This window comes from Pelagibacterium xiamenense (genome assembly GCF_021166475.1).
In the GTDB taxonomy this organism is placed as follows: domain Bacteria; phylum Pseudomonadota; class Alphaproteobacteria; order Rhizobiales; family Devosiaceae; genus Pelagibacterium; species Pelagibacterium xiamenense.
The window spans coordinates 250,071-275,970 of record NZ_JAJOYS010000003.1 but is presented as its reverse complement, the minus strand read 5'-3'; the positions used below and the strand labels follow the sequence as shown (position 1 = coordinate 275,970).

The 25,900-nt window shown below is 63.4% G+C and carries 23 protein-coding genes; 14 read left to right on the top strand and 9 right to left on the bottom strand.

The genetic code is table 11. The features are described 5' to 3' along the window. Nucleotides 1-16: 16 nt before the first annotated feature. The 14 genes from LSG43_RS14025 (at nucleotide 17) to mazG (ending at nucleotide 13,713) form a co-directional block, all read left to right on the top strand. Nucleotides 17-694 (top strand): 5-oxoprolinase subunit B family protein, encoded by a 678-nt coding sequence (locus LSG43_RS14025; RefSeq protein WP_231805278.1) that lies wholly within the window; start codon nucleotides 17-19, stop codon nucleotides 692-694. Then, on the top strand, nucleotides 691-1,602 hold the full coding sequence (locus tag LSG43_RS14020) for a 5-oxoprolinase subunit C family protein (RefSeq protein WP_231805276.1): 912 nt from the start codon (nucleotides 691-693) through the stop codon (nucleotides 1,600-1,602). The genes LSG43_RS14025 and LSG43_RS14020 overlap by 4 nt, the downstream gene beginning before the upstream one ends. Beyond that, on the top strand, nucleotides 1,599-2,321 hold the full coding sequence (locus tag LSG43_RS14015) for a 5-oxoprolinase subunit PxpA (protein ID WP_231805274.1): 723 nt from the start codon (nucleotides 1,599-1,601) through the stop codon (nucleotides 2,319-2,321). The genes LSG43_RS14020 and LSG43_RS14015 overlap by 4 nt, the downstream gene beginning before the upstream one ends. 114 nt (nucleotides 2,322-2,435) lie before the next feature. Beyond that, the gene (locus LSG43_RS14010; protein ID WP_439652037.1) at nucleotides 2,436-3,458 is read left to right on the top strand and encodes a septal ring lytic transglycosylase RlpA family protein; all 1,023 of its coding nucleotides are present in this window, start codon (nucleotides 2,436-2,438) and stop codon (nucleotides 3,456-3,458) included. Between the two features lie 96 nt (nucleotides 3,459-3,554). Further along, nucleotides 3,555-4,712 carry a D-alanyl-D-alanine carboxypeptidase family protein gene (locus tag LSG43_RS14005; RefSeq protein ID WP_231805272.1) on the top strand — a complete coding sequence of 386 codons (1,158 nt, stop codon included), beginning with the start codon at nucleotides 3,555-3,557 and terminating at the stop codon, nucleotides 4,710-4,712. 37 nt (nucleotides 4,713-4,749) lie between these two features. After that, a complete protein-coding gene (gene tmk / locus LSG43_RS14000; RefSeq protein ID WP_231805270.1) occupies nucleotides 4,750-5,421 on the top strand; it encodes a dTMP kinase in 672 nt (223 codons plus the stop codon). Then, nucleotides 5,418-6,443 (top strand): DNA polymerase III delta subunit-related protein, encoded by a 1,026-nt coding sequence (locus LSG43_RS13995; protein WP_231805268.1) that lies wholly within the window; start codon nucleotides 5,418-5,420, stop codon nucleotides 6,441-6,443. Before tmk ends, LSG43_RS13995 begins: the two co-directional genes overlap by 4 nt. A 9-nt stretch (nucleotides 6,444-6,452) precedes the next feature. Then, complete coding sequence (metG, locus tag LSG43_RS13990) at nucleotides 6,453-8,009, top strand: methionine--tRNA ligase (RefSeq protein ID WP_231805266.1); 1,557 nt, start codon at nucleotides 6,453-6,455, stop codon at nucleotides 8,007-8,009. Further along, nucleotides 8,009-8,788 (top strand): TatD family hydrolase, encoded by a 780-nt coding sequence (locus LSG43_RS13985; protein WP_231805264.1) that lies wholly within the window; start codon nucleotides 8,009-8,011, stop codon nucleotides 8,786-8,788. Before metG ends, LSG43_RS13985 begins: the two co-directional genes overlap by 1 nt. A 2-nt stretch (nucleotides 8,789-8,790) precedes the next feature. Next, nucleotides 8,791-9,624, top strand: a complete 834-nt coding sequence (locus LSG43_RS13980) for an MBL fold metallo-hydrolase (protein ID WP_231805262.1) — start codon at nucleotides 8,791-8,793, stop codon at nucleotides 9,622-9,624. Nucleotides 9,625-9,709: 85 nt separating this feature from the next. Continuing rightward, entirely contained in the window at nucleotides 9,710-11,143 is a 1,434-nt protein-coding gene (locus LSG43_RS13975; protein WP_231805260.1) for an MFS transporter, read from the top strand. Between the two features lie 200 nt (nucleotides 11,144-11,343). Next, complete coding sequence (locus tag LSG43_RS13970) at nucleotides 11,344-11,613, top strand: usg protein (RefSeq protein ID WP_231805258.1); 270 nt, start codon at nucleotides 11,344-11,346, stop codon at nucleotides 11,611-11,613. 150 nt (nucleotides 11,614-11,763) lie between these two features. Then, nucleotides 11,764-12,873: an NADH:flavin oxidoreductase/NADH oxidase gene (locus LSG43_RS13965; protein WP_231805256.1), complete on the top strand. Its 1,110-nt coding sequence runs from the start codon at nucleotides 11,764-11,766 to the stop codon at nucleotides 12,871-12,873. 6 nt (nucleotides 12,874-12,879) lie between these two features. Then, nucleotides 12,880-13,713, top strand: a complete 834-nt coding sequence (gene mazG, locus LSG43_RS13960) for a nucleoside triphosphate pyrophosphohydrolase (RefSeq protein ID WP_231805254.1) — start codon at nucleotides 12,880-12,882, stop codon at nucleotides 13,711-13,713. Here the strand turns inward: mazG and hflX are convergent. The 9 genes from hflX to dusB form a co-directional block, all read right to left on the bottom strand. Then, the gene (gene hflX / locus LSG43_RS13955) at nucleotides 13,696-15,051 is read right to left on the bottom strand and encodes a GTPase HflX (RefSeq protein WP_439652044.1); all 1,356 of its coding nucleotides are present in this window, start codon (nucleotides 15,049-15,051) and stop codon (nucleotides 13,696-13,698) included. The genes mazG and hflX overlap by 18 nt on opposite strands. Continuing rightward, entirely contained in the window at nucleotides 15,051-15,296 is a 246-nt protein-coding gene (gene hfq / locus LSG43_RS13950) for an RNA chaperone Hfq (protein ID WP_231805250.1), read from the bottom strand. Before hfq ends, hflX begins: the two co-directional genes overlap by 1 nt. A 169-nt stretch (nucleotides 15,297-15,465) precedes the next feature. Next, entirely contained in the window at nucleotides 15,466-16,899 is a 1,434-nt protein-coding gene (locus tag LSG43_RS13945) for a potassium transporter TrkG (protein ID WP_231805248.1), read from the bottom strand. A 15-nt stretch (nucleotides 16,900-16,914) separates the two neighbouring features. Further along, nucleotides 16,915-18,291 carry a Trk system potassium transporter TrkA gene (trkA, locus tag LSG43_RS13940; RefSeq protein WP_231805246.1) on the bottom strand — a complete coding sequence of 459 codons (1,377 nt, stop codon included), beginning with the start codon at nucleotides 18,289-18,291 and terminating at the stop codon, nucleotides 16,915-16,917. 67 nt (nucleotides 18,292-18,358) lie between these two features. Beyond that, nucleotides 18,359-19,735 carry a nitrogen assimilation response regulator NtrX gene (gene ntrX / locus LSG43_RS13935; RefSeq protein ID WP_231805244.1) on the bottom strand — a complete coding sequence of 459 codons (1,377 nt, stop codon included), beginning with the start codon at nucleotides 19,733-19,735 and terminating at the stop codon, nucleotides 18,359-18,361. Beyond that, nucleotides 19,736-22,051 carry a sensor histidine kinase NtrY-like gene (locus LSG43_RS13930; protein ID WP_231805242.1) on the bottom strand — a complete coding sequence of 772 codons (2,316 nt, stop codon included), beginning with the start codon at nucleotides 22,049-22,051 and terminating at the stop codon, nucleotides 19,736-19,738. Nucleotides 22,052-22,241: 190 nt separating this feature from the next. Further along, a complete protein-coding gene (ntrC, locus tag LSG43_RS13925) occupies nucleotides 22,242-23,690 on the bottom strand; it encodes a nitrogen regulation protein NR(I) (protein WP_231805240.1) in 1,449 nt (482 codons plus the stop codon). 2 nt (nucleotides 23,691-23,692) lie between these two features. Beyond that, complete coding sequence (locus tag LSG43_RS13920) at nucleotides 23,693-24,808, bottom strand: two-component system sensor histidine kinase NtrB (protein WP_231805238.1); 1,116 nt, start codon at nucleotides 24,806-24,808, stop codon at nucleotides 23,693-23,695. Beyond that, entirely contained in the window at nucleotides 24,805-25,803 is a 999-nt protein-coding gene (gene dusB / locus LSG43_RS13915) for a tRNA dihydrouridine synthase DusB (RefSeq protein ID WP_255714382.1), read from the bottom strand. The genes LSG43_RS13920 and dusB overlap by 4 nt, the downstream gene beginning before the upstream one ends. Nucleotides 25,804-25,900 lie beyond the last annotated feature (97 nt).

Sequence of the window (25,900 nt, the reverse complement as noted above, 5' to 3'; positions counted from 1 at the left end):
CCGGGACGGTTCAAGAGTGAGCGCTGCGCAACCGCATCTGCTGCCCCACATACCGACGCTGATGCCGCTCGGGGACAGCGCCCTTGTTGTCAAATATGCGGATCGCTTCGATCTTCACGCCAACCGTGCCGCGATCGCGATGGCAGGGCTTCTGGAGGCCCGGCACGTGCCCGGAGTTCTCGAGGTTGTGCCGAACCTCGTTTCCGTTCTGGTGCGGTTCGATCCGACCGAAACGCGTTTTGGCGCGGTCGCCGGGGAGATCCGCTTGCTTGCTTCGCTCAATCGGACGAAGGGCGGAACGCCGCAACGTCATCGCCTCCGGGTTCGTTTCGGTGCGGACGAGGGGCCGGATCTCGGGGCTGTCGCCAATATGGTGGGCATGACCCCCGAAGCCTTCATCGCGGCGCACAACGCGGCGCCCTTGCGCGTCCTGGCGACAGGGTTCGCGCCCGGGTTCGTTTATTGCGGCATACATGAGGAACCGCTGCATCTGCCGCGGCGCACGGATGTGCGTCCCTCGGTACCTGCCGGCAGCGTCATTTTCGCCGCCGGGCAGACCGCGATTGCGGCCACGCCGATCCCGACCGGATGGCATGTGATCGGGCGTACCGACTTTCGCAATTTCGATCCGGACGCGGATCCGCCGACGCGCATGCGTCCCGGCGACGCCGTGACATTCGAGGCGGTCTCGTGACGACGCTCATTGTGGAACGGGCCGGACCATTGGCCACGGTTCAGGACCTGGGCCGACCGGGGATGCTCGCGCATGGGATCAGCGCGTCGGGCCCCATGGACCGGGACGGCTTTGTTCGCGCCGAAATGGAGGCCGGTCGCGCGTGCGGGGCCGCGATCGAGTGCGCAAGTTCCGGCATCGTGTTTCGAATCGAGGGCGGGCCGGTGCATATCGGGTTTGCCGGCGGCGTCTTTACTGCGAAGCGCAATGGCGTACCGCTCGACTGGCCCGGAGGCGTGATCGCAGAAGATGGCGATCTGATCGACGTGAGTGCCGGGCCTAGAGGCAATTATGGTTACATCCGTTTCGACCGGGAGATCGACGTGCCGCTGGTTCTGGGCAGCCGCGCAACCAATGCAACGGTCGGGCTCGGCGGGTTCGAGGGCAGGGCGCTCGCGGCCGGTGACCGGATCGCGTTGGGTCCACTCATTGGCGAACGCCCGGTTGCAGAGATGTCCGCCGACCAGGGGCAGGGGACGGAACCGATCCGGTTTATCTGGGGCCTCCACGCCGATCTCTTTTCCGCCGCGCTGCGGCAAAGGTTTCTTTCGGCGCGCTTCGTGGTGACGGCGCGGATGGATCGGATGGGCGTCAGGCTGGAAGACGCCGAGAAGGTGTTCGCCGACCACCGCATCCTGACGCTGGTTTCAGATGCCGTCGTTGCGGGGGACATCCAAATTCTGGGCGATGGGACTCCGATCGTTCTGATGCGCGACCATCAGCCGACGGGCGGCTATCCGCGCATCGGAACGATCATTAGCGCCGACCTCGACAGGTTTGCGCAAACGCGACCTGGAACATCGGTTATTTTCCAAAGCGTTACCGTAGACCGCGCGCGTAATACATTAGTTGAACGGAGGCGGGCTTGATCGATCTAAATGCCGACATTGGCGAAGGCATGTCCAGCGACGCGGCGCTTCTCGAGGTCGTCACCAGTGCCTCGATCGCGTGCGGCGGACACGCCGGAAACGAGCGGACGATGCGCGAAACACTGCGGGCCGCCAGGGCGCGCGGCGTTCGGGTGGGAGCCCATCCCGGTTTCGCCGATCCCGAGCATTTCGGACGCAGGCGGCTGGAACTGCCTGTCGGCGCGGTAAAGAAGCAGGTCCGTGAGCAGGTCGGGCGCCTGTCCGAGATCGCGCGGGAGGAGCGCGTGGGGCTTGCGTACGTCAAACTCCATGGTGCCCTGGCCAATATGACAGCGGAGGACGAGGCGCTTGCGCGCGTGATTTTCGCCGATGTCGCGGTGCATTTTCCGGGCCTGGCGGTGATGGCGCTCGAACAGTCGGGGCAGCACCGGGCCGCCGAAGCGGCCGGGCTGCCGGTCATCGTCGAGGCCTATGCCGACCGGGGTTATCTATCAGACGGGCTTCTGGCGCCGCGTGATGTCGAGGGAAGCGTTCTGACCGATCCCGATGCTGTCGTCGCGCGGTGCGTGCGGCTTGCGGAGCGTGGAGAAATCGTCGCCGTGGACGGAACGATCCTCAGGTCTTCCGCGCACTCGATCTGCGTTCACGGGGATACGCCCGGCGCCCTTGAACTCGCCAAAGCGGTGCGTGCGGCGCTTGAGAATATCGGCACAGTTTAGGGCGCATCGGCCTTATTGCAGACGCAAGCCGTTAATAGTCTGTACACGAAGCTGTGATTTCTGCTAAAGGCCTGCGGGCTAACCGTATCGCATATTCCCTACGGAAGCTTTTGTATGATTGTGAGCACGATTGGCGCGCGCAAGCGCCGCACTGCAGTGACCGTTATTTCGATTATTGCTGCTGGCGCTTTACTTGCCGGTTGCGGCTCGATGGCGGACATATTCAGCGGCTCCAAGTTTTCCGAGGGTGAGATGGGCGTCAGCGCATCGCCTCGCGTCACCTCGTCGCGCAATGTGCCCAAGGGCGGCGGGCGCTATCAGATCGGCAAGCCTTATCAGGTCGCCGGGCGCTGGTTTGAGCCGCGCGAGCAACCCGAACTCGATATCACCGGCCAGGCCTCTTGGTATGGACCGGCTTTCCACGGCCGGCTCACCGCCAATGGGGAGGTGTTCGACCAGTACCACCTTTCCGCTGCACACCCGACGCTGCCGTTGCCGTCTTACGTCCGCGTGACCAATCTTGCGAACGGCGTCTCGACCATTGTACGCGTCAACGACCGGGGGCCTTTCGCCCACAATCGGGTTATCGATCTGTCGCGGCGCACCGCCGAGGTCCTGGGTTTCATCGACAACGGCATTGCCGACGTCCGCGTGCAGTATGTGGGGCCCGCACCCCTTGAAGGCGACGATACGCGCTTCCTCGTGGCTTCGATCAATCAGATCACGCCGCTCGAAGATCCGGCTGTCCAGGTGGCCTATCAGGAAACACAGGTTGCCCAGGCCGAGACGGGCACTGCGCTCGACGCGATTTCGGGGGCCGCGACACCGGTTCCCAGCGATATCCCGTTCCAGGTGCTCGGCTATAGCGCGTTGGTCGAGGATACCGGGCTTTCGGCGATGCCGGAGCCGACCGGGACGCCGGTGCAAATCGCTCTGGGCAATTTCGACGATCCGGCGCGTGCCGATGCGATCGCCCGGGCCTTTGCGCTCTACGGTGCCGTCGATCGGACCGAAGTCGTGCTCGGGGATGCTGTGACTGAGGGGCTTGCGCTAAGCTATCTTCGCGAGGGGGTTACTATCGAGGATGTGACCGGGCTTGCCGCAGAACTTGGCTTGAATACGCCCGTTTTATACTAAATACTTCCATTCCTGTCTCCGCGGTTGAACGCACGGCGTCATTTTCGTGCGCGGAAACAGTAATAGGAGGGCGCGCGCCTGGCGTGCCGGAAGTATATGCGCGTATTGGGGCGGGGGATTCCCGGGCTCTTTTTCCTTCTGATTATGCTTGCCGGCGCCGCGCGGGCGCAGGTCGATTTCGATACGCAGGCACCCTATGCCGTGCTCATGGACTACGAGTCGGGCGTGGTGCTTTTCCAGAAAAACGCGGACGAGCTGATCGAGCCGGCCAGTATGGCCAAGCTTATGACGGTGGCGGTCGTGCTCGACATGATCGAGCGCGGCGCGCTCGACCTCAAGGATGAGTTCGTCATTACAGAGCATGCGTGGCGAACCGGCGGGGCGCCCTCGCGCGGCTCGACGATGTTTGCCGAACTGGGCTCGTCGGTGAGCGTCGACAATCTGCTGCATTCGGTAATCGTTCAGTCGGGCAACGACGCTGCGATCGCGCTTGCCGAAGGGATCGCCGGCTCTGAGGCGGCATTTGCCGGTCTCATGAATGAATTCGCGCTCGATATCGGGCTCGAAAATTCGCATTTCACAAATCCGAGCGGCCTGCCGGATGAGGGCATGCATATGAGCGCGCGCGATCTGGCGTATCTGGCGCGCTACATCATCCGCGAATTTCCGGACTACTATCCGGTTTTTGCGCTCGAAAGTTTCGAATGGAACGGGATCTCGCAATCCAACCGCAACAACCTGCTGAACATGGGGCTCGGGATCGACGGGCTCAAGACGGGCCACACCGAGGCGGCGGGCTACGGCATCGTGGTTTCGACCACGGAGGGTGGACGGCGGCTTGTGGGGGTCCTGCACGGGCTTGAGAGCGCGAGCGCCCGCACCGAGGAAGCGCGCAAGCTCATGACGTGGGGCGCGCGAAGCTTCGAGCGCATTCCCGCCTTTGCAGCGGGCGCGATTGTCGGCCACGCCAGGGTCTATGGCGGGGAGGTGCCGGAAGTCGGCCTCGTCGGAGAGGGGGCGATCGACATCTACCTGCCGCGGGGCAACCGGCGATGTCTGTCGGCGGAGATCGCCTATCACGCGCCGATCCTGCCACCTGTCGCCGAGGGGCAGAGACTTGCGCAACTGCGCATACTCTGCGATGACCAAATCATCCAGATGGCGCCGCTATATGCTGCCGAATCTGTCGGGGAGGGCGATATTACGCGCCGCGCATCGGATGCACTCCTCGAATTGATGTTCGGGTGGCTTTAGGCCTCACGACAGCAGCGAACGGGACCGAAATACCGCTATGGCATCAGCGCGCTTTGTGACGTTCGAGGGCGGGGAGGGGGTTGGTAAATCCACTCAGGTCAAGCGGCTCGCGGCGCGGCTTTCGGAAGTCGGCATCGGCTCGGTGCGCACGCGCGAACCTGGCGGAACGCCCAAGGCCGAAGCCATCCGTTCGTTCATCCTGCAGGGGAAGTCCGAAAGCTGGGGCGTGGGCGCTGAGGCAGTGCTGTTTGCCGCGGCGCGGCACGATCACGTGACATCGCTCATCGCCCCCTCGCTTGCGGGTGGGAAATGGGTAATCTGCGACCGGTTCGCCGATTCAACGCGGGCCTATCAGGGGCTCGCGGGAGGGGTCGACGACAAGCTGATCGATGCGCTTGAGGATATCGCCCTTGAAGGGCATGTTCCGGATCTGACGATCGTTCTGGACATGGACCCGGCGCTGGCGTTCGAGCGGGTTCGCCAGCGGGCTATCGAGGACGGCATGCCGGCGCTTGCCGACAGGTTCGAGAAAGAGGATCTCGATTTCCATCGCAAGCTGCGCGAGAGCTTCCTGAAGATCGCCGAGGCCGCTTCCGAGCGATGTGTCGTGCTGTCCGCGGATCAGGATGCGGACGATCTCGAGGAGGCGATCTGGCTGATCGTCACCAGCCGCTTTCCCGAAATCTCGCACGGGAGGCGGGAGGCGTGAGTTTCGAGCGCCGCGAGGCCGACCAGATCGAGAATGTCGCATCGCCCGAGACCCAGGAACTCGTTGGGCATGTCGACGCATTGGCCGGGCTCGAGGCGGCCCTTGCGGCGGGACGGATGCCTTCGGCAGTGCTGCTGCACGGGCCGCGGGGGATCGGCAAGGCGACGTTTGCGTTCGCCGTCGCGCGGATGGTCCTGACCCGCAGCGGAGACGAGCCGTTCGAGCGGGTCGCGGCGCAGGTGGCGGCTATGTCGCACCCGAACCTTTCGGTCCTGCGCAAGCCGCGGGATCCGGCGAACGCTGAGCGGTTCTATACGGCGATCCGGGTGGATGACGTGCGTGCGGCGCGCGACAGCCTGCATCAGACGCGGGGGCGGTCGGGGTATCGGATCTGTGTCATCGACAGCGTTGATGATTGCAACGTGTCATCGGCCAATGCGCTTTTGAAGACGCTCGAGGAGCCGCCGGCGGAGACCGTGTTCATCGTGATTTCGCACCGGCCTGGCGGGTTGCTGCCGACGATCCGGTCGCGGTGCCAGACGCTGGGGCTGCGGCCGCTTTCGGACGCTGATGTTGCGGGGATATTGCGCCGCGCCCGGCCCGGGCTTTCAGAAGACGACCTCGCCCGGGCGACGACGCTTGCCAAGGGGCGCCCGCGGCGGGGGTTTGAGACGCTGATGCTCGAGGAAGGGGACGTCCTCGATGCGCTCGTCACCTGGCTCGCCGCGCCGGCGAACCAGCCCACGCGGGCGCAATTGACGATCGCAGATGCGCTTGCCGCGGCCAAGGGCGCGGAGCTGGCGTTCGCCCAGGACATGATGCGCGACTGGATTGCGGCGCAGGCCGAGAGCGCGGCGCGCGGCGGGGCGCGTTTCCACCTTGCATCGGCAAACGCGCTGTGGGACAAGGCCAACGCCCTGTTCGCCGACGCCGATATCTACAATCTCGACCGGCGGCAGACATTGGTTGCGGTATTCGATCTCATCCGCGATCACGCGCGCAAGACGATTCCAGTCAGCTGATTTCAAGCGATGAGCAAGCCCAGTTTCTATATCACCACGCCGATTTTCTATCCCAACGGCGTCCCGCATATCGGCCATGCCTATACGGCGTTGGCGACCGATACGATCGCCCGGTTCCACCGGCTGGATGGCAAGGACGTGTTCTTTCTGACCGGCACCGACGAACACGGCCAGAAGATGCAGCAAACGGCGGAAAAAGAAGGCATAGCGCCCATCGAACTGGCGACGCGGAACTCGCAGGTGTTCCGCGACCTATGGGACGCGCTGGAGATTTCCTACGACGACTATATCCGCACGACCGAGCCGCGCCATCATCGGGCTTCGGAGGCCATCTGGGAGCGGATGACGGCCAATGGGGATATCTATCTCGATACGTATTCGGGCTGGTATTCCGTCCGGCAGGAAGGCTTTTTCGACGAGAAGGAGACGACCGTCGGTGAAGACGGCGTGCGGCGCGAACCGCTGGGCTCGCCGGTCGAGTGGGTCGAGGAGGAGAGCTATTTCTTCCGGCTCTCGGCCTATGCCGACAAGTTGCTCGCCTATTACGAGGCGCATCCGGAATTTATCGCACCGGCGGAGCGCCGCAACGAGGTCATCAGCTTCGTGAAGTCGGGGCTGCGGGACCTTTCGATCTCGCGCACGACGTTCGATTGGGGCATCAAGGTGCCCAGCGATCCCAAGCATGTGATGTATGTGTGGGTCGACGCCCTCACGAACTATATTACCGCAGCGGGGTTCCCGGACACGAACGACGCGCGCTGGCATTATTGGCCGGCAGACGTTCACCTAATCGGCAAGGATATCCTGCGCTTCCACGCGGTCTATTGGCCCGCCTTCCTGATGTCGGCGGATCTGGCGCTGCCCAAGCGCGTATTTGCGCACGGGTTTCTCTTCAACCGTGGCGAAAAAATGTCGAAATCGGTCGGCAATGTCGTCGATCCGTTCGAACTGGCGCAACGCTATGGCGTCGATGCGATGCGGTACTATTTCCTGCGCGAGGTTTCGTTCGGGCAGGACGGATCATACAGCCACGAGGCGATCGTCAACCGGATCAACGCCGATCTCGCCAATGACCTCGGTAATCTCGCGCAACGGTCGCTCTCGATGGTCGCCAAGCATTGCGATGCGAAGGTGCCGCAGCCTGGAACGTTCACGGCCGAGGACGAAACGATCCTCAAGGCAGCGGACGCTATGCTGGGCACGGCGCGGGAGGCGATGGACGTGCAGGCCATCCACTCCATGCTGGCAACGGTCTGGCAGGTGGTGGCGGATGCCAACCGCTATTTCGCCAGCCAGGAGCCATGGGCACTGCGCAAGAGCGATCCAGCGCGCATGGCGACGGTGCTCTATGTGACGATCGAGGTCGTGCGACAGGTCTCCATTCTCGCGCAGGCGGTGATGCCGAAAGCGGGCGCGAAGCTGCTCGACCAGCTCGGGCTCGACGAGGGCGCGCGCGATTTCGCCTCGCTCGGCACGTCGGGGCGGCTTGAGCCCGGGCAGGACCTGCCCGCGCCGCAGGGCGTGTTCCCGCGCTATGTCGAACCGGGCAGCGAGGCCGCGAAATAATGCTGGTCGACAGCCACTGCCACCTCGATTTCGACGTGCTCTCCGCCGATCTCGACGGCGTCCTGGCGCGGGCGGCGGACAATGGCGTTGGCGCGATGGTGACAATCTCGACGCGAATCCGGCGCTTCGATGCGATAAAGGCAATTGCCGGGGCGCATGAAAACGTGTGGTGCTCGATTGGAACGCACCCTCATAATGCGCATGAAGAACTCGATGTAACTGCCAGTGATATAGTCGCTTTATCGAAACACCCGAAATGTGTAGCTATCGGTGAGGCCGGGCTTGACTACCACTACGACTCCTCGCCGCGGGACGCTCAGGCCGAAGGTTTCCGTAATCATATCGCGGCGAGCCGAGAGACCGGTCTGCCGTTGGTTATCCACGCGCGATCGGCCGACGAGGACATGGCCGCGATCCTCGAAGAAGAAACGGGGAAGGGGGCTTTCCCCTTCGTTCTGCACTGCTTCTCGTCGGGCGTGGAACTGGCGCGGCGCGGGTTGGCGCTTGGCGGTTACGTTTCGTTCTCGGGAATCGTGACGTTCAAGAATGCGGCTGAAATCCAGGAGGTCGCTCGGTTCGTGCCGGAGGACCGGTTCCTCGTGGAAACCGATGCGCCATATCTGGCGCCGGTGCCGCACCGCGGCAAGACGAACGAGCCGGGCTATGTGCGGCATACCGCCGAGAAGGTCGCGGAGCTGCGGGGGACGACACTCGAGGCCGTGGCCGAGCAATCGACGGCGAATTTTCTGCGCCTTTTCAACAAAGTACGGCTGCCCTGACGATGAGCGCGCCGCTTTCCGACCGCATAGTGGCAACCATATTGGGGTGCGGATCGTCGGGCGGCGTACCGCGCGTGGGCAATATCTGGGGCGCGTGCGATCCGGCCAATCCGAAAAACCGCAGGCGCCGGTGCGCGCTTCTGATCACTGGTACGCACAAGGACATGCCCGGCAAGACGCGCGTTCTGATCGATACGGGCTGCGATTTGCGCGAGCAGTTGCTGGATGCCCAGGTCGACGAGGTGGACGGCGTCTTCTATACGCACGAGCACGCCGATCACACTCACGGGATAGACGATCTGCGGGTGCTGGCGCTCAACGCCAAGCGCCGCGTCGACGTCTATATGAGCGTTCCGACGGAGGTGCGGCTGCGTGAGGCGTTCGGCTATTGCTTTACAGCTCCCGAGCACAGTCCGTACCCGCCGATCCTGAACGCGAACTCGATCGGGGACGGGGAAAGCACCGAGATCGAAGGGGCAGGGGGGCGCATGGTGCTCACGGCGTTCGAGCAGGAGCATGGTAGCATCACGTCGCTTGGCTTCCGGATCGGCGATTTCGCCTACTCATGCGACGTATCCGGCATCCCTGTGGCGTCGCGCTGGGCAGTGCAGGGGCTCGATACCTGGGTCGTAGACGCGTTGCGCTACACGCCGCATCCGAGCCATCTCAGCCTGCAGCAGTCGCTGGCGCTGATAGAAGAACACAAGCCACGACAGGCGGTTCTGACCAATCTGCACGTCGATATGGACTATGCCGTCGTCAATGGCGAGACGCCCGCGCACGTGCATCCGGCCTATGACGGGATGACGATCGAGGTCGTGTCCGGCGCGCGCTGAGCGGCAGTAAAATCGGGGGTGGTGCTCGGCCTGCCGATGTGCCAACGTCCATTGCGAGCGCATGCCAGCCGTTGCGAGGATACATATGGCCGGCCCACAGCAACCACCTTGCGAGGCACCCGAAGGCATTCAGCCTGCCGGCCGCGATACGCGCTGGGTTCTGCCCGCGACGATCCTCGGGTCGAGTCTGGGGTTCATCGATGGGTCGGTGGTGAATGTCGCCCTGCCGGTCATCCAGCGCGATCTCGACGCGGGGCTTGCCACCGCGCAATGGGTCGTCAACGGCTATATGCTGATGCTCGGGAGTCTTATCCTCTTGGGCGGCACGGCTGGGGACCGGTTCGGCCAGCGCCGGGTCTTTCTGTTCGGCCTTGTTGGATTTGTCGTGGCATCCATCGGTTGTGCTATAGCGCCGGGTCCGGTGGCGCTGGTCGTCGCACGCTTCGTTCAGGGCACAGCCGCTGCGTTTCTCGTGCCCGCAAGCCTCGCCCTTATCGGTTCTGCATTCACAGGGGAAGAGCGCGGCAAGGCCATTGGAACCTGGGCGGCGGCCGGAGCGCTCACGACAGCGCTGGGGCCACCTCTTGGGGGCTGGCTCGTCGACACCGTGGGTTGGCGCGCGATATTCATGATCAACGTGCCGATCGGTGCGCTGGCCCTTTATATGGGGTGGCGCATCGCAAGCAGTCCGGGCCTGCGCGAATATCAGAAGCTGGATTTCGCGGGCACCGGCCTGACGGTCGTCGGGCTCGGCCTCTTGAGCTATGGGCTGATTGCGGCGGGTGAGGGCAATACGGTTGCCGGGCTTGCCGCCATCGTGTTGTCGGTTCCGTTCGCGATTGCCTTTATCGTCGTCGAACGGCGCTCGGCCGCGCCAATGGTGCCGATGTCGCTGTTTGACAACCGGGATTTTTCAGGCGCGAACGGGCTGACGCTGGTGCTTTATGCGTCGCTCTCGGGCTCGCTTTTTCTGCTGCCGTTCGTCCTGATCTACGCACACGGCTACAGCGCCGCCGCGGCGGGTGCCGCGATGCTGCCGTTTTCCATTCTGCTGGGTGCGGGGTCCCGGTGGTCCGGCGCGGTCGCCAAGCGCATTGGCGTCCGGCCCATGCTTATTGTTGGGCCGGCCCTGACCGGCCTTGGATATCTGGTCCTGGCCGCTTTGGTTGAAACCGGGTGGTACTGGATCGGATTTTTTCCCGGCATTGTCGTCATCGGGGTCGGCATGACGATTACGGTGGCGCCGCTGACCACCACTGTGTTCGACGCGGCACCGGACGATGCGGGTGGAACCGCCTCGGGAATCAACAATGCAGCAGCCCGGATCGGCGGGCTTATCGCCGTGGCGGCCCTTGGGTTCGCGTTCGGAGGCTCGGACTTGGCGAACCTTCCACCTGAGGTCCTAATGACGTCGTACCGCTGGGTCATGATTGCCGCGGCGGTCATGGCGTTTGCCAGCGCCGCAGTGTCATGGGCAGCCATAGGCCGGACCGCGCCGATCCCGGCGACGCAGGAATAAGGCTGCCGGCGCAATCCTCACCGGCAGCGTGCCGCGTTCAGGTGAGAAAGTTCCATAATATATATTATGCGAATCCGCTATGTACCGGTGCCGCGTGCCGAGGTGCGGCCTGGCACTCCCGGACACCGAATGCTGATTTGCCCTAACCTGCTGTTCGTGCTGAACTTATTGAGGTTCCACGAGCAAGGAGATTCGTGACCATGCTTGATCGTGCTTTTCTCAGACAACTTGAGGGGTACGGCCTGACGACTGCGCAGATCCGCTATCATCTGCCCGATCAACCTTCGCTGCTTCAGATCTATGTCTGGCAGGAATACGACCTCGCCCCAAGATTTCCCGAGCTAAAGGGGTTTCTCGATTTCTGGGCGCGGGAACTTGAGGGTCCGCTACATTCGGTGAGCATTGCGCACGCGCGGCTCATTCGGCCCGTCGAGATCAGCAGCGTGCGGGATATCGCAACGCTGCACTAGAACGGATTGGCGGACTTCCAAGGGGCAACTGCGCCCCTGAGGGCGCGGAAGGCCTCTTGCGTGTCAGGAGCGCTGCCCTAACATATGGGCCAGAGTCGGAGCCGTTCCTGGGTCCCGTCGTTCTCACACCCACTCGCGAAAGGGCAATCGATGCCCCCTCACCTTTTCACGCCGCTCCAGCTCGGACAACTCGAGTTGGCGAACAGAATCGTCGTGGCACCCATGTGTCAGTATTCGGCGACCGACGGATGCATGAGCGACTGGCACACGACGCATCTGGGCACGATGGCCCAGTCCGGCGCGGGGCTTTTGATCATCGAAGCGACGGCGGTTGCGCCCGAGGGGAGAATTTCCTACGCCGATGTGGGTCTTTGGGACGATGCCACCGAAGCGGCAATGGCCGGCGTGCTCGAGAGCGTAAGGCGCTGGTCGGATGTTCCGATCTCCGTGCAGCTTGCCCATGCCGGGCGCAAGGCATCGACGGAGAAGCCCTGGCTCGGGGGTGCGCAGATCGCTCCGGATACGCCAAACGGATGGCAAACGGTTTCGGCAAGCGACTTGCCGTTCCGGCATGGGCAGAACGCTCCGCTCGCGCTCGGCACCGATGGCCTCGCTGCGGTGCGCAACCAGTTCGCCGAGGCCGCGCACAGGGCGGCGCGTCTCGATCTCGACAGTATCGAAATCCATGCGGCGCACGGCTATCTGCTGCATCAGTTCCTCTCTCCCTTGAGCAACAAGCGGACCGACGCCTATGGCGGGTCGCTGGAGAACCGGATGCGGTTTCCGCTCGAAGTGTTCAGCGCGGTGCGGGATGCGTTTCCGGCCGAGAAGCCGGTAACGTTGCGGCTCTCGGGGACGGACTGGGTCGAGGGCGGCTGGGACGTTGATCAGAGCATTGCCTTCGCCAAGGCACTGGAGGCGCGCGGATGCGCGGCGATCCACATTTCGAGTGGCGGGCTCGACCCGCGCCAGGCGATCCCGACGGGCCCCGGCTATCAGGTGCCTCTGGCGCGCGCAGTGAAGCAGGCCGTTTCGATTCCGGTGATTGCGGTCGGGCTGATCACGGGGTACGAGCAGGCAGAGGAAATCGTGGCGACCGGCGATGCGGACCTTATCGCGCTGGCGCGCGGTATCCTCTACGATCCGCGCTGGCCGTGGCATGCGGCGGCGCACCTGGGTGCCCGCGTCTGGGCCGCACCCCAATATCTGCGGTGTCAGCCCCCGACGCACAAGCAGTTGTTCGATACGCAAACGGGATAGGCCCGCATGGAACCTTCGCGCGATATTTCCCGCCTGATTGAAATCATGGCGGCGCTCAGGACCCCCGTCACCGGATGTCCGTGGGATCTTGAACAGGACTTCAAGACGATCCGGCACTACACGATCGAGGAGGCCTATGAAGTGGCCGACGCGATCGAACGGGAGGATTATGAGGATCTGCGCGATGAGCTGGGCGATCTGATCCTGCAGCCGGTCTATCACGCGCAGATGGCTTCCGAACAGGGCCTGTTCGACATCGGCGACGTGATTTACGCTGTCACCGAAAAGCTCATCCGGCGGCATCCGCACGTTTTCGGAGACGCCGAGGCCGGGACGGCGACGAGCTCGGAAGCGCGCTGGGAGAACATCAAGGCCGCCGAGCGCGCGACGAAAGCCGAACGGCGCGGGGCGGACAGGCCGCCCTCCTTGCTCGATGATGTTCCGCCCGGCCTGCCCGCTCTCGCCCGCGCCGGAAAATTGGCCAAGCGTGCCGCGCGCGTCGGGTTCGACTGGCCCGATGCCGACGCGGTACTCGCCAAGTGCCGCGAGGAATTCGAAGAGGTCGCCGAAACGTTTTCCGAAACCGATGAAGAGGCGCGCAAGGAAGAGATCGGCGACCTGCTGTTCTCCATCGCCAATCTTGCCCGCCACGCCGGTATCGATCCGGAAGCGGCTTTGCGCGACGCCAACGCGAAGTTCGTGCGCCGGTTCGAGCATGTGGAAGCCCGATGCCGGCAGGACGGCTTCGACATTGACGAGGCGGGGCTCACTCGGCTCGATCGCTATTGGAACGAGGTCCGCACGGCGGACAAGAAGGCGAAGTCAGCGGTCGAGGGGTGACGCCCGCCCCGCAAAGCGCGCGAGGAAATCGGCCCGATTGCGCGTCAGAACGCGCACTGTGAACGTCGTTCCTTCCGCGTCGGGTTCCCCGCGCGAGAGCACTTCGGTGTTGGCATAGAGCCAGCCGGTGTCGGCGCTCGAGGTGTGGGGAACGTGCACGGAGAATTCCCGCGCATCCTGGGCCAGGTTCTTTTCGACGGCGGTGAGAAGTGCGTCCAGCCCCTGCCCGGTCAACGCAGAAACCGGAACGGTCTCGACGACCCTTCCAGCCGGCTTGACGCCGGCAAGCCCGTCGGGCGCGGTGAGGCTGTCGATCTTGTTCCACACCTCGATAATCGGCGTCGTCTCGCCCGTGACGCCCAGATCCGCAAGCACGGCGAGAACGTCGGCCGCCTGGGCGGCGTGATCGGGGTTGGCGACGTCGCGGACGTGTAAAATGACGTTGGCCTGAGTCACCTCTTCGAGCGTGCCCCGGAAGGCGGCGATGAGATCGGTTGGCAGGTCGGAAATGAACCCCACCGTGTCCGAGAGCACAATTTCGCGTCCGTGCGGCAAGGTCGCTTTGCGCACTGTGGTATCGAGCGTTGCGAACAACAGGTCCTGCGCCATCACCGTGGCGCCTGTCAGTGTATTGAAAAGGCTCGATTTGCCTGCGTTCGTATAACCGACGAGAGCGACGACCGGATAGGGCACCGCGTCGCGCGGGCCGCGCTGGAGCTGACGGGTTTTGCGGACCTTTTCGAGCCGCTTTTCGAGAATCAGGATGCGGTCCTGAATCTGGCGTCTGTCGGATTCGATCTGCGTCTCGCCTGGACCGCCGAGGAAACCGCCGCCGCCGCGCTGACGCTCAAGGTGGGTCCAGGAGCGTACCAGCCGGCCCTTCTGGTAATTGAGGTGTGCCAGTTCCACCTGCAGCACGCCCTCGCGCGTTGCGGCGCGCTCGCCGAAAATTTCGAGAATCAGTGCCGTCCGGTCGAGCACCTTGACCTCGAGCTCGCGCTCGAGATTGCGTTGCTGAATTGGAGACAATGCCGCGTCGACGACGAGCAGTTCGACCTTCTCGGCCTTGATTCGCTCGGCCAGTTCGTCCACCTGCCCGCCGCCGAGGTAGGTTGCGGGCTTGATCTCGCGGATGCGCAATATCTCGGTGAAAATCAGGTCGAGATCGATCGCGCCCGCCAGGCCTATGAATTCGGCATGGCGGGTTTCCGCGGCACGAGCATTGCGCGAGCCCCTGACGTCAGGCGTAACCAGGCCTGTGCGCGTCTTTTTCTCGCGCAGGTCGAGGAGGCCCTTTTCATCGCGGCGCGTCGGCGCGTCGCGATTATCGGAAGCGATCAATCTTGGTTGCTCTCGGGATCGAACAGCTGGATCGGTGTACCGGGCATGATCGTCGAAATCGCGTGCTTGTAGACAAGTTGCGATTGCGCATCCCGGCGCAGGAGCAGGCAGAAATTGTCAAACCAGGTGATGACACCCTGGAGTTTCACACCATTGACGAGAAAAATCGTCACCGGGACTTTCTGCTTGCGAACGTGATTAAGGAAGGAGTCTTGCAGGTTTTGCACCTTTTCACTGGGCATTTGTCAGCCTCTTGTTAGCGGTGGGACCTTTGGCCGGACCAAGCCGGACGCGGACCCTTGATTATGGGGCAGTCAGTTCAACGGCGCTGCCCCCTGCCCTGTTGCGTGTCAACGTCTGCAACTATGGCACATGTAAATGTGGCTGCATATAGGGCGTGGGCCGATGGGACTACCAGCGATTTCCTGTCACTGCGGCCAGCACGACGAGAATTTCGATGCGCGCGATGATGGCAAGGCCCGCGATCGTGAGAAGCGTCGCATCGGGGACCGCTCCGACACCGAGACCGGGCAGTGCTCCCGAGACCATGTTGCCAACCTGGGAAAACGCGCCGGTCGCGAGCGCTATCGCGTCGGGCAGCGCGACGCCCTGGGCCGCGAAGAGCAGAATGCCGATGGTGATCGCGAGAACGGCGAGGAAGAACGCGCTCCACACCGATTTGGCGATCGCGCGCGGCTTGGGGTCGTATTGCACGTCGTCGCGGAGCATGGCGTTAGGATAGACGAGCCGGTTGAGCTCGTTGCCAAGGTGCCGGAGCATCGTGCCCAAACGGAAGACCTTGATGCCCCCGGCGGTCGAATATGAGCAGCCTCCGACGAATACGACGAGCAGCACGAGTTCGAAAGGCAGCCCGATCCCGACCCGCCTGTCGTGGGTAATACCCGTCGTTGTCATCGTCGATATTGCGTCGAAGGCGTAGTTGAAGGCCTTGCGGCTCGCATTGGCCCCGGGCCCCGAGACAATCAGCGCGCCGAGGATCGCCAGGGCAACGAATATCGCCAGCGCGGTGAGATAAAGCACGCCCTCCTCATGGTCGCGCGTTCCCGTCCAACGGCGCTCGCGGATCATCTTCTGCCAGATGATGCTGGTCGCACCGACAACCATGAAAACCATCATGATGGCTTCGGCGCCGGTATTGTTGAGCACGCTTGCGCCGGTCTGGTGCGGTACGAAGCCGTTGGTGGACATCAGGCTCATGGCGACGATGAGCGCATCGCGTGGCGGCACGCGGAATATCACCAGCAGCAGCGCACACAATGCTGTCAGGCTCGCATAGGGCACGATGACCGATCTTAGGGTCTGGCCGAATCGCGGATCGGTTTCCGTGCGGGCGTGCTGCACCAGCCGGAGGTTGCCGCTTGGCGTGCCGCCAACCTCGTACGGTCCGAGAATGTAGACGGCCAAGAGCAGTGTCATGAGGCCGCCGATCCAGGCCGTCATGCCGCGGTAAAAGCCCATCGCGATCGAAATGTCCTCAATCGGCCGCACTGTGACCCCGAGGGTCACCGCCGCCGAGGCCGCCTCGAAAACGGCGCGTGCGAGGGAATGCCCCTCAACCAGAATGAAGACGGGCGTCGCCGCGACGACCAGCGACAGCCAGATCGCGATGGTTGTGCTGAATACCCCGGCCCTGTTGAGCCGCCGCCGGCGCGGCCAGAGCGCGAAGGCGGTGACCGCCGAGAGAAAGCCATAGCCCGCCATCGTCAGGGACAGGGCTTCGAGCGTGCGCCAGTTGCCTTCGAGAATGGCCGCGATCGCGGGCACGATCAGCCCGACGGCGAAGATGGCGAATACGCCCGCAGCGAGAATCCCGATTGTCGGCAAGAACTGTCCTTACGTTCAGAAGAAATCGATGGAGACCCGGAACATGCGCTCGACCTGGCGCAGGCTTTCGGCAAGCGCAAAAACGATCACGAAGTCGCCCGCCTGGACCGTGACATCGCCGCTGGGCATTAAAACCTCGTCGCCGCGGATGATCGCGCCGATCCGGATGCCCTCGGGAAAGTTGAAGTCCCGTAAGGGCTTGCCGACCAGCGTCGAGGTTTCGAGCGCTTCGGCTTCGAGCAGCTCGGCTGCCCCGTTGGCAAGGGTGTAGACGCCCCGGATGCGGCCGCGGCGGACATGACGGAGGACCTTGGAGACCGTGATCGCACGGGGATTGATGAAGGCGTCGACGCCGAGTCTTTGGGCAATGCGCGGATATTGGCTCTGGTTGACGAGCGCGATATTGGCGCGGCATCCCATTTCCGAGGCGAGAACGGATGTGAGAATGTTGGTCTTGTCGTCGTTGGTCAGCCCGAGGAACATGTGCGCATCGCGCACGTCCACCTCGCGCAGGATGTCGCCCTGCAGCGCATCGCCGAAAACGACGATGGAATGGTTCAGAGCTTCTGCGGCACGCTGGGCGTTGTCGCGGTTGCTCTCGACGATGCGTACCGACACGCCGGGGTCCAGCTCTTCGATGCGCCGGGCCACATAGCGCCCCACATTGCCGGCGCCGGCAATGACGATACGCGACGGGGGCGCTTCGTCCCGGCCGAAAAGCCCCAGAATGCGGCTGACCTGGTCGCGCGCGACCGCGACGACGGCCTGGTCGCCGGCGATCATATGCTCGTGCGAGTGCATGACCCGCATTTCGCCGTCGCGCCGCACGCCCATCACCGTGGCGTTGAGATTGGGGAAGAGGTCGGTCAAATGCTTGAGCGGCGTGTCGATCACCGCGCAGTCCTCGCGCACGTCGACCTCGATGACCACGACCTTTTCGTCCTCGAACGTGACGATCTCGTTGGCACCGGGATAGGCCATGCGCTGGAGGATCAGATCGCCGACCTCGACCTCGGGGGAAATAATGACGTCGATAGGCAAATGGTCGCGCGAAAACAGGTTGCTCCATTCGGGTGCAAGGTAGGTTTGCGAGCGGATACGCGCGATTCGCGTGGGCACCTCAAAGATCGAATGCGCCACCTGGCAGGCGGTCATGTTGACCTCATCGACCTGTGTGACGGCGATCAGCATGTCCGCGTCGCGCGCACCGGCCTGGGCAAGGACGTCCGGGTGCGAGCCGTGGCCATGCAGGCCGCGGGCGTCGAGCGTGTCGCGCACACGCTGGACCAGCGCGGCATTGTTGTCGATGACGGTGATTTCGTTGCCTTCGGCCGAGAGGCGCTCGGCAATGCCATAGCCGACCTGGCCGGCACCACAGATAATGACGCGCATTCATGTTCTCCTGGATTGCCCGTTGGGCCGCGCCTTAAATCGCGTGCTAGCACGATGCAAAAATTGCCTAAAGCCCCAATGACTTGATCTTGCGGTGCAGAGCGCTGCGCTCCATGCCGACAAATTCCGCGGTCTTTGAAATATTGCCGCCGAACCGCTCGATCTGGGCGATCAGGTATTGCCGTTCAAAGACTTCGCGCGCGTCGCGCAGGGGCAGGCTCATGAGGTGCGCCGAGGAATCGGTGTCCCCGATTGTGGGGAGAACTTCGGAAATATCGGAGGGCAGCATGGTGGCGGTGATTACGTTATCCGCAGGCTTCTGGTCGCGCACAAGGATCAGTAGCCGTTCGATGGCGTTCCGCAGCTGCCTGGCGTTGCCGGGCCAGTCCTGTCCCTGAAGAACGGCAATGGCGTCGTCGCCGAAAACGAAGCGCGGCAAATTGTGCATGCGCGAGAGCTGGGCGACGAAGAGATCGACGAGCGCGGGGATATCCTCGCGGCGTTCGCGCAGCGGCGTCAGTTGCAGCGGCACCACCGAAAGCCGGTGGAACAGGTCCGAGCGGAACTTGCCCTCCTCGATCAGCGTGGCGACGCCCTGGGAGCTCGAGGAAATGATCCGCACGTCGACGGGAACGGGGCCCGTGCCGTTGATGCGGGTGAACTTGTTTTCCACGAGCGTTCGCAAAAGCGCGGTCTGCGCTTCGAGCGGCAGCGCCGTCACCTCGGACAGATAGAGCGTGCCGCCATGGGCGCGTTCGAGCGCGCCGACTTCGGTTCTTACGCCGCTCTTGTCCCGGTTTTCCTTGCCGAAGAGGACAACGGGAATTTCATCCGGGGCGTAGAGTGCGGCGTTGATCTCTATGAAGGGTCCGTTCGCGCGCGGGCTTTTGAGATGCAGCAGCCGTGCACAGAGCCCCTTGCCGGACCCCGCGCCGCCGGAGATGAAGACCCGCGAGCGCGTCCCGGCGGATTTCTCGATGAGCGAACGGACCTGGTTGATCGCGACGGAGACGCCGGCAAGCTCGGATTCGCCGCCGGCCCGCTCCTTGAGGTCCGCGACTTCGATCCTGAGCTTGCTTGCTTCTATGGCGCGCTGGGTGATCAGCAGCAGCCGGTCGATCTTGAAGGGCTTCTCGATATAGTCGTAAGCCCCCCGCCGGATCGCGGAAACCGCCGTTTCGACGTTGCCATGACCCGAGATCATGACGACCGGCAGGTCGGGGTGGTCCGCCTGCAAAAGGTCGAGGAGCTGCAAACCGTCAAGCCGCGAGCCCTGCATCCAGATGTCGAGGAAAACAAGGTTGGGGCGGCGTCGCGCGATCTCGGCGAGCGCTTCATCCGCATCGCTTGCCTGACGAGGCTCGTAGCCTTCGTCTTCGAGAATTCCCGCGATGAGTTCGCGGATGTCTTCCTCGTCATCGACGATCAGAACGTCACGGGCCATTTATTTGAATGCCATCGCAGAAACGCGCGATGTCTCCTCGTTGTTCTTATCTGACGCTTCGGGCTGCGAGCCGCCAGGCGTGTCGGGAGCCTGTTTTCCACTTATGTACAAAGGCAATGTGAACGCAAAGCAGGCGCCGATGCGGCCCTTTGTATCGGGCTCGGCGTCGCGCAGGTCAACCCTGCCGCCGTGCTGCTCTATGATCTTTGCGACAATTGCGAGGCCGAGCCCGGTGCCCTTCTCGCGGGTCGTCATATAGGGCTCGAGAAGCTTGTGACGGTCGGTGTCCGGCCAGCCCTTGCCGTTGTCGGACACGGTGACGACCGCCTCGTCGCCCAAGGCCGACGCGGACACTGTGACGGCTGGGTTGTCGATGGTATCGATCCCAACGGATTCAATGGCTTCCACGGCGTTCTTGATGAGATTTGTGAGCGCCTGGGAGATCAGGCGCGTATCGAAATAGGCCTCGATCGTGTCGTCGGGCACGTCCGCCCGAATTTCGATCTCGGGCTGACGGACGCTCTCGAGGAACACCGCCTGGCGTACGGCGTCGGTAAGATCGGCGCGCGCGATGGTTGCTGTGGGCATGCGGGCGAACGACGAGAACTCGTCGACCATGCGGCCGATATCCCCGACCTGTCGGACGATGGTCGAAATACATTTCTCGAAGACGTCGCTGTCGTCCTCGACCTTGGACGCATAGCGGCGGCGAAGGCGTTCGGCCGAAAGCTGGATCGGGGTCAGCGGGTTCTTGATTTCGTGCGCGATACGGCGGGCGACGTCGGCCCATGCACTGTTGCGCTGCGCCGCGACCAGCTCGGTGATATCGTCGAGCGTAATCACATAGCCCTTGGATTCTGTCATCGTCCCTTCGCGGGTCAACCGGACCTGATAGGTACGGCGGTCGAACCCCGTGGCGAGCTGTATCTGGTCCTGCACCCTGCCCCGGCGCGCGGACTGGGCGCGATCCATGATGGGCGCGAGTTCCGGCGCGATCTTGGACAACTCCGCGTCCATCAATTCGAGCTCGTCCTGTCCCAGGGCCTCGCAGGCGCGGGAGTTGACGAGCGTGATGCGTCCGAAGGCATCGAGCCCGATAATTCCCGCCGAAACGCCCTCCACTACCGCTTCGGTGAACTGCCGGCGCTGGTCGTTAGTCTGGCTTGCGGCAACCAGCGCATCGTGCTGGGAACGCAATTGCTGGGTCATCTTGTTGAAGCGCAGGGTCAGGTCGTGCATATCCCCGCGCCGGCCCGGAACCGGCAGCTGTACGTCGAGGTCGCCGCTCGACACGCGGTTGGAGGCGATCATCAGGTTGCGGATCGGATCGACGAGGCCATTGGCAAGCGCGATACCGATCCAGAGCGCGGCCAGAAGGAACACGAACGCAACGCCCACATACATCAGCGTGAACGTGATCTGGAAAACGAGCCGGTTGGAGTCGTAGAGCCGGTATTCGGTGATGTTTTCGTCGGTGAGGCGCACATATTGCAGGACCTCGGGATCCACCGGTCGCGCGACGAACAGGAACGCGTCGGTATAACCGCGTAGCCTGACGACCGCGCCCACGAGACTTGTCGACCCGGGCGCGATGAGGGTGGGCGTGCCTTCCCCCGCCTCCGCGAGCACGGCGTCGGGGACACGCGGCGGGGCGCCCGGCACGTTGATTTCGGCCCGCAGCAGCGTGTCGCCTGTCGAATCGACGATGCTCGTATAGGGCAGCGAACGTGTCGTTGCGAGGGCTGTGAGAATGCGCTGGAAACGCTCTCTGTCGGTCGCATAAGTGTCGCGCGCGTCTTCGAGCTCGGTCGCCATCCAGATGATGTCGTCGCGCAGCACCTGGGCGTGCTCGAGCATATAGGAGCGCGCAACCAGCCGGGAGCTTTCCACCATCGAACGCGTCCGTTCGGAAAACCACTGGTCGAGCCCCTGGTTGAGCGCGAGCGTTGCAACAACGGCCACGATGAAGGCGGGGCCTGCCGCGATGATCGCGAACATCGCGACGATGCGCACCTGCAGGCGCGCGCCGGCCTGGCGCCGCACGCGCGCCTGAACCAGCATCACGATTTCGGTGAGAACCAGCGCGATGACGAGCGTTATGAGGATCGCGTTGGCGATCCAGATATAGGTCCAGACCTCCGGGCTTGGATCGATAGGCGCCGCCCCGCTCATCACGAGGAACGAGGCCGAGGCCACAAGGACAGCGACCAGCACGACGACGAAGCCGATCTGCCGTATCAGCCGGTTGTTCTGGAATAGGGCCCGCCCCGGAATCTGCCGCGCGGTTTTGGACGGTTCGGGGATCGCCTTCGTCATAAATGGCGCCTTATGGCGCCTCCCTTTCTTGCCGACAGCTCAGGGCGCGGAGTCTCGCGCAACTCGCGATCCGGTTCAAGCCACTTGTTGCCAAAATGCTACAGTGAGACCCGACCCGCAGGGTCAAATCGCTCCAGTGGAGCGATTTGAGGGTCGAACGCGCGAGCCTGCGGTGAGGGTCCGTCCGTTCCTACGACAATTGGCGCGACTGCTTGACGATTTCGATGCCGTGATTGCGCACCTTCTTGCGCAACGTATTCCGGTTGAGGCCAAGCAGTTCCGCGGCCTTGATCTGATTGCCGCTGCACAGGTTAAGCACCGTCGAAATCAGAGGCACCTCGACCTTGTCGAGAACGCGCTGATAGATCCCCGGCGGCGGCATGTTGGGCTCGTGCTCGCGGAACATCTGGGCGAGTTCCGTCTCGATCACCGTACCGATATCGGCCGGTCCGGCCTTGGCGGTAAATGTCGCGCGGTCGGCGAGGTTCAACTCGTTCTGGACGATTTCGACCGATATCGTGTCGTCCACATAGAGCGCCGCCAGGCGCCGCACGAGGTTTTCGAGCTCACGCACGTTGCCGGGCCAGTGGTACTGCTGCATCATCCGGATCGCTTCGGGCGCGATGACCTTGACCGGTTCCCCCTCGCGCTGCGCCTGTTTTAAAAAACTTGCCGCGAGGTCCGGGACGTCGTCGATGCGTTCGCGCAAAGGCGGCAGGCGGATCGGAACGACGTTGAGGCGGTAGTAAAGGTCCTCGCGGAAGAGGCCCTGCCGGATGAGCTGGCTGAGGTCCCGGTGCGTGGCGGCGACGATGCGGACATCCGTCTTGATCGACGTGCGACCGCCAACCATCGTGTATTCGCCCTCCTGCAGAACGCGCAAAAGGCGCGTCTGGGCGTCCATGGGCATGTCGCCGATCTCGTCGAGAAAGAGTGTGCCGCCCTCGGCCTGCTCGAACCGGCCGGAGGACCGGGCCGTGGCCCCCGTGAAGGCGCCCTTCTCATGCCCGAAAAGCTCTGCCTCGATCAGGTCGCGCGGGATGGCGGCCATGTTGATGGCGACGAATGGCCCGTTCTTGCGCTTGCCGAAATTATGCAGGGCCTTGGCGACGAGTTCCTTGCCGGTCCCGCTTTCCCCCGTAATCATGACGGTCAAATCCGTCTGCATCAGCCGCGCGAGCGCACGATAGATATCCTGCATGGCCGCCGAGCGGCCCACGAGCGGCATGTTCTCCTGCTCTTCGGCGCGTCTTTCGGCGTCGGCCGGCCGCGTCGCATCGGCAAGCGCGCGGCCCACCACGTTGAGCACTTCGGTGATGTCGAACGGCTTGGGCAGGTATTCGTAGGCACCCAGCTCCGAGGCGCGGATCGCCGTCATGAAGGTATTCTGCGCGCTCATCACCACGATGGGGAGGTCCGGGCGCAGTTTCTTGATCTTGGGCATGACGTCGAAGGCGTTGCCGTCGGGCATCGAGACGTCGGTGATGAGGATATCCCCCTCCCCGCGGGTCACCCAGTTCCACATGGTGGAAATGTTGCCGGTAGGCCTGACGTCATAGCCGGCGCGGGAGAGCGCCTGGTTGAGCACCATGCGGATGGCGGCATCGTCGTCTGCGAGGAGAATGGTTTGTCCGGGCATGGCTATTGTTCGCTCTCACTGGATTGAGCATCGCCGGGTTTTGCGACAGGAAGCAGAATGCGGAAACGCGTACGTCCCGGGCGGCTTTCGCAGTCGATCACTCCTCCATGATCGCCCACGATCTTGGCGACGAGCGCCAGTCCCAGACCCGAGCCGCTGAGTTTGGTGGTGACGAAAGGATCGAAAAGGAACGGCAGGATGTCGGCAGGAACGCCGGGGCCGTTGTCTTCGATCACAATTTCGAGCGGCAACGAGATTCGCTGGGACACTCCGGTAACGCTGATGCGGATGCCCGGACGAAACGCCGTTGCGATCCGAATTTCCGGTTTTGCCGTTCTATCAAGGGCTTCTGCCGCATTCTTGATAAGGTTCAGGAAGACCTGAATGAGCTGGTCACGATTGCCGAGCACCGGTGGCAGGCTTGGGTCGTACTCCTCGGAAAACGTGACGCCCTTGGCGACGCCATTGGCGGCGAGCAGCTTTACGCGCTCGAGCACCACGTGAATGTTGATCGGGCTGCGATCGACGGGCCGTTCGTCGCCGAAGACTTCCATACGGTCCACCAGATCGACGATCCTGTCGGTTTCGTCGCGGATCAGCCGCGCCAGCGAGCGGTCGTCCCCTGTCGCCGATTGCTCGAGCAGTTGCGAGGCGCCGCGAATGCCCGAAAGCGGGTTCTTGATTTCGTGCGCCAGCATCGCCGCAAGGCCCGTCACCGACCGCGCGGCGCCGCGCGAAACGAGCTGGCGGTCGATCTTGTCGGCCATTGTGCGTTCCTGGAAGATCAGCGTCACATAGCCGTCGATTTCCGGGATAGGGCTCGCGTAGACGTCGGCGATCCGGTCCTCGTTCATTCGCGAGGAGCCGATCTGCACGCGATATTCGATCATCGAGGCGTGGCGGTTAAGCACGCTGTCGATGAGGCTCAGTATCGGGGAGCCAAAGGCGATGAAATCCGAGAGCTTCTGGCGCGTCAGAATGCTCGAGGATGCCTGGAAGAACGCTTCAGCAGCGTAGTTCGCGAATATGATCGCCCCTTCTTGCCCACAGACGATAACCGGTTGGGGCAAGGATTGCAGGATGGCGGTCTGAAGATCGATACTCAACGCGGCGCTCATGCGGCTTGGCTCCATTGGGCGCCGATAAGGTCGGGCAGCATGGCGCGCACTTGGGCGGGGTCGTCTGCCGTCATCGCCCGGCGACGCAGCGCCGGATCGGCCGAGCCGAGCGCATCGAGGTACCAGCCTATCTGCTTGCGCGCCACGCGGACGCCGAGCGCCGTGCCGTATTCCTCGAGCATGTCGTCATAGTGGTCGGAGACGAGCCGGACCAGCGCGTCGCCGGTTGGCGCGTCGGCTGCCGGCGTCCCGCAAAGCGAAGCGCCGATCTGCCCGACAAGCCAGGGCCGCCCCTGGCCCCCTCGCCCGATCATGACGGCATCGGCACCGGATTGGGCAAGCGCCGTGCGCGCGGCCTCGGACGAAGTGATATCGCCGTTGACGACAACGGGAATGGACACCGCTTCAACCACCGGACGGACAAGGTGCCAACGCGCCTCGCCCTTATAGAACTGCTGACGCGTCCGCCCGTGGACGGTCACCATTTTGACGCCTGCGCTTTCAGCGCTTTTTGCGATGTCGGCGGCGTTGAGATTGTCGTCGTCCCAGCCGAGGCGCATCTTGACCGTCACGGGCAGGTGCGTCGCGTTGACCGTGGCTTCGATCAGGCGCAGCGCGACGTCGGGCACGCGCATCAGAGCCGATCCGGCGAAGCCGTTGGTGACACGCTTGGAGGGGCATCCGAGATTGAGGTCGATGACGTCGGCGCCGGCCTCCTCCGCGATCCGCACGCCCTTCACGAGCCATTCGGCCTCGCAGCCGGCGAGCTGGATGACGTGCGGCAGCCCAGCGCTCTTGCGCGTCTTGCGGACCATGTCCGCCTGCCCGGTGCTCAGGGCGGCGCTGGCGATCATTTCGGAGACGACAAGCCCGGCACCGAACCGCGCCGCGATGTCGCGCATTGGGCGGTCGGTAATCCCTGCCATCGGTGCGAGAAATGCCCGATTGGACAGAAGGACATTGCCTATGCTTATTGTGGAGGCAGGATTTGCCAAGTGCTATGCCTTAAAACTGCTCAAAGCGCCTTCATTGATGACAGATTAGTCAAAACTCGCGTCAATTCAATGGCTCATTGCGCCTGGGGTTTACGAA

Excerpts from the sequence above, each read along its gene's own strand:
- LSG43_RS14010 (WP_439652037.1), top strand. The coding sequence starts at position 2,436 with ATGATTGTGAGCACGATTGGCGCGCGCAAGCGCCGCACTGCAGTGACC.
- LSG43_RS14005 (WP_231805272.1), top strand. The coding sequence starts at position 3,555 with ATGCGCGTATTGGGGCGGGGGATTCCCGGGCTCTTTTTCCTTCTGATT.
- tmk (WP_231805270.1), top strand. The coding sequence starts at position 4,750 with ATGGCATCAGCGCGCTTTGTGACGTTCGAGGGCGGGGAGGGGGTTGGT.
- metG (WP_231805266.1), top strand. The coding sequence starts at position 6,453 with ATGAGCAAGCCCAGTTTCTATATCACCACGCCGATTTTCTATCCCAAC.
- LSG43_RS13985 (WP_231805264.1), top strand. The coding sequence starts at position 8,009 with ATGCTGGTCGACAGCCACTGCCACCTCGATTTCGACGTGCTCTCCGCC.
- LSG43_RS13980 (WP_231805262.1), top strand. The coding sequence starts at position 8,791 with ATGAGCGCGCCGCTTTCCGACCGCATAGTGGCAACCATATTGGGGTGC.
- LSG43_RS13975 (WP_231805260.1), top strand. The coding sequence starts at position 9,710 with ATGGCCGGCCCACAGCAACCACCTTGCGAGGCACCCGAAGGCATTCAG.
- LSG43_RS13970 (WP_231805258.1), top strand. The coding sequence starts at position 11,344 with ATGCTTGATCGTGCTTTTCTCAGACAACTTGAGGGGTACGGCCTGACG.
- LSG43_RS13965 (WP_231805256.1), top strand. The coding sequence starts at position 11,764 with ATGCCCCCTCACCTTTTCACGCCGCTCCAGCTCGGACAACTCGAGTTG.
- mazG (WP_231805254.1), top strand. The coding sequence starts at position 12,880 with ATGGAACCTTCGCGCGATATTTCCCGCCTGATTGAAATCATGGCGGCG.
- hfq (WP_231805250.1), bottom strand. The coding sequence starts at position 15,296 with ATGCCCAGTGAAAAGGTGCAAAACCTGCAAGACTCCTTCCTTAATCAC.
- trkA (WP_231805246.1), bottom strand. The coding sequence starts at position 18,291 with ATGCGCGTCATTATCTGTGGTGCCGGCCAGGTCGGCTATGGCATTGCC.
- ntrX (WP_231805244.1), bottom strand. The coding sequence starts at position 19,735 with ATGGCCCGTGACGTTCTGATCGTCGATGACGAGGAAGACATCCGCGAA.
- LSG43_RS13930 (WP_231805242.1), bottom strand. The coding sequence starts at position 22,051 with ATGACGAAGGCGATCCCCGAACCGTCCAAAACCGCGCGGCAGATTCCG.
- ntrC (WP_231805240.1), bottom strand. The coding sequence starts at position 23,690 with ATGCCCGGACAAACCATTCTCCTCGCAGACGACGATGCCGCCATCCGC.
- LSG43_RS13920 (WP_231805238.1), bottom strand. The coding sequence starts at position 24,808 with ATGAGCGCCGCGTTGAGTATCGATCTTCAGACCGCCATCCTGCAATCC.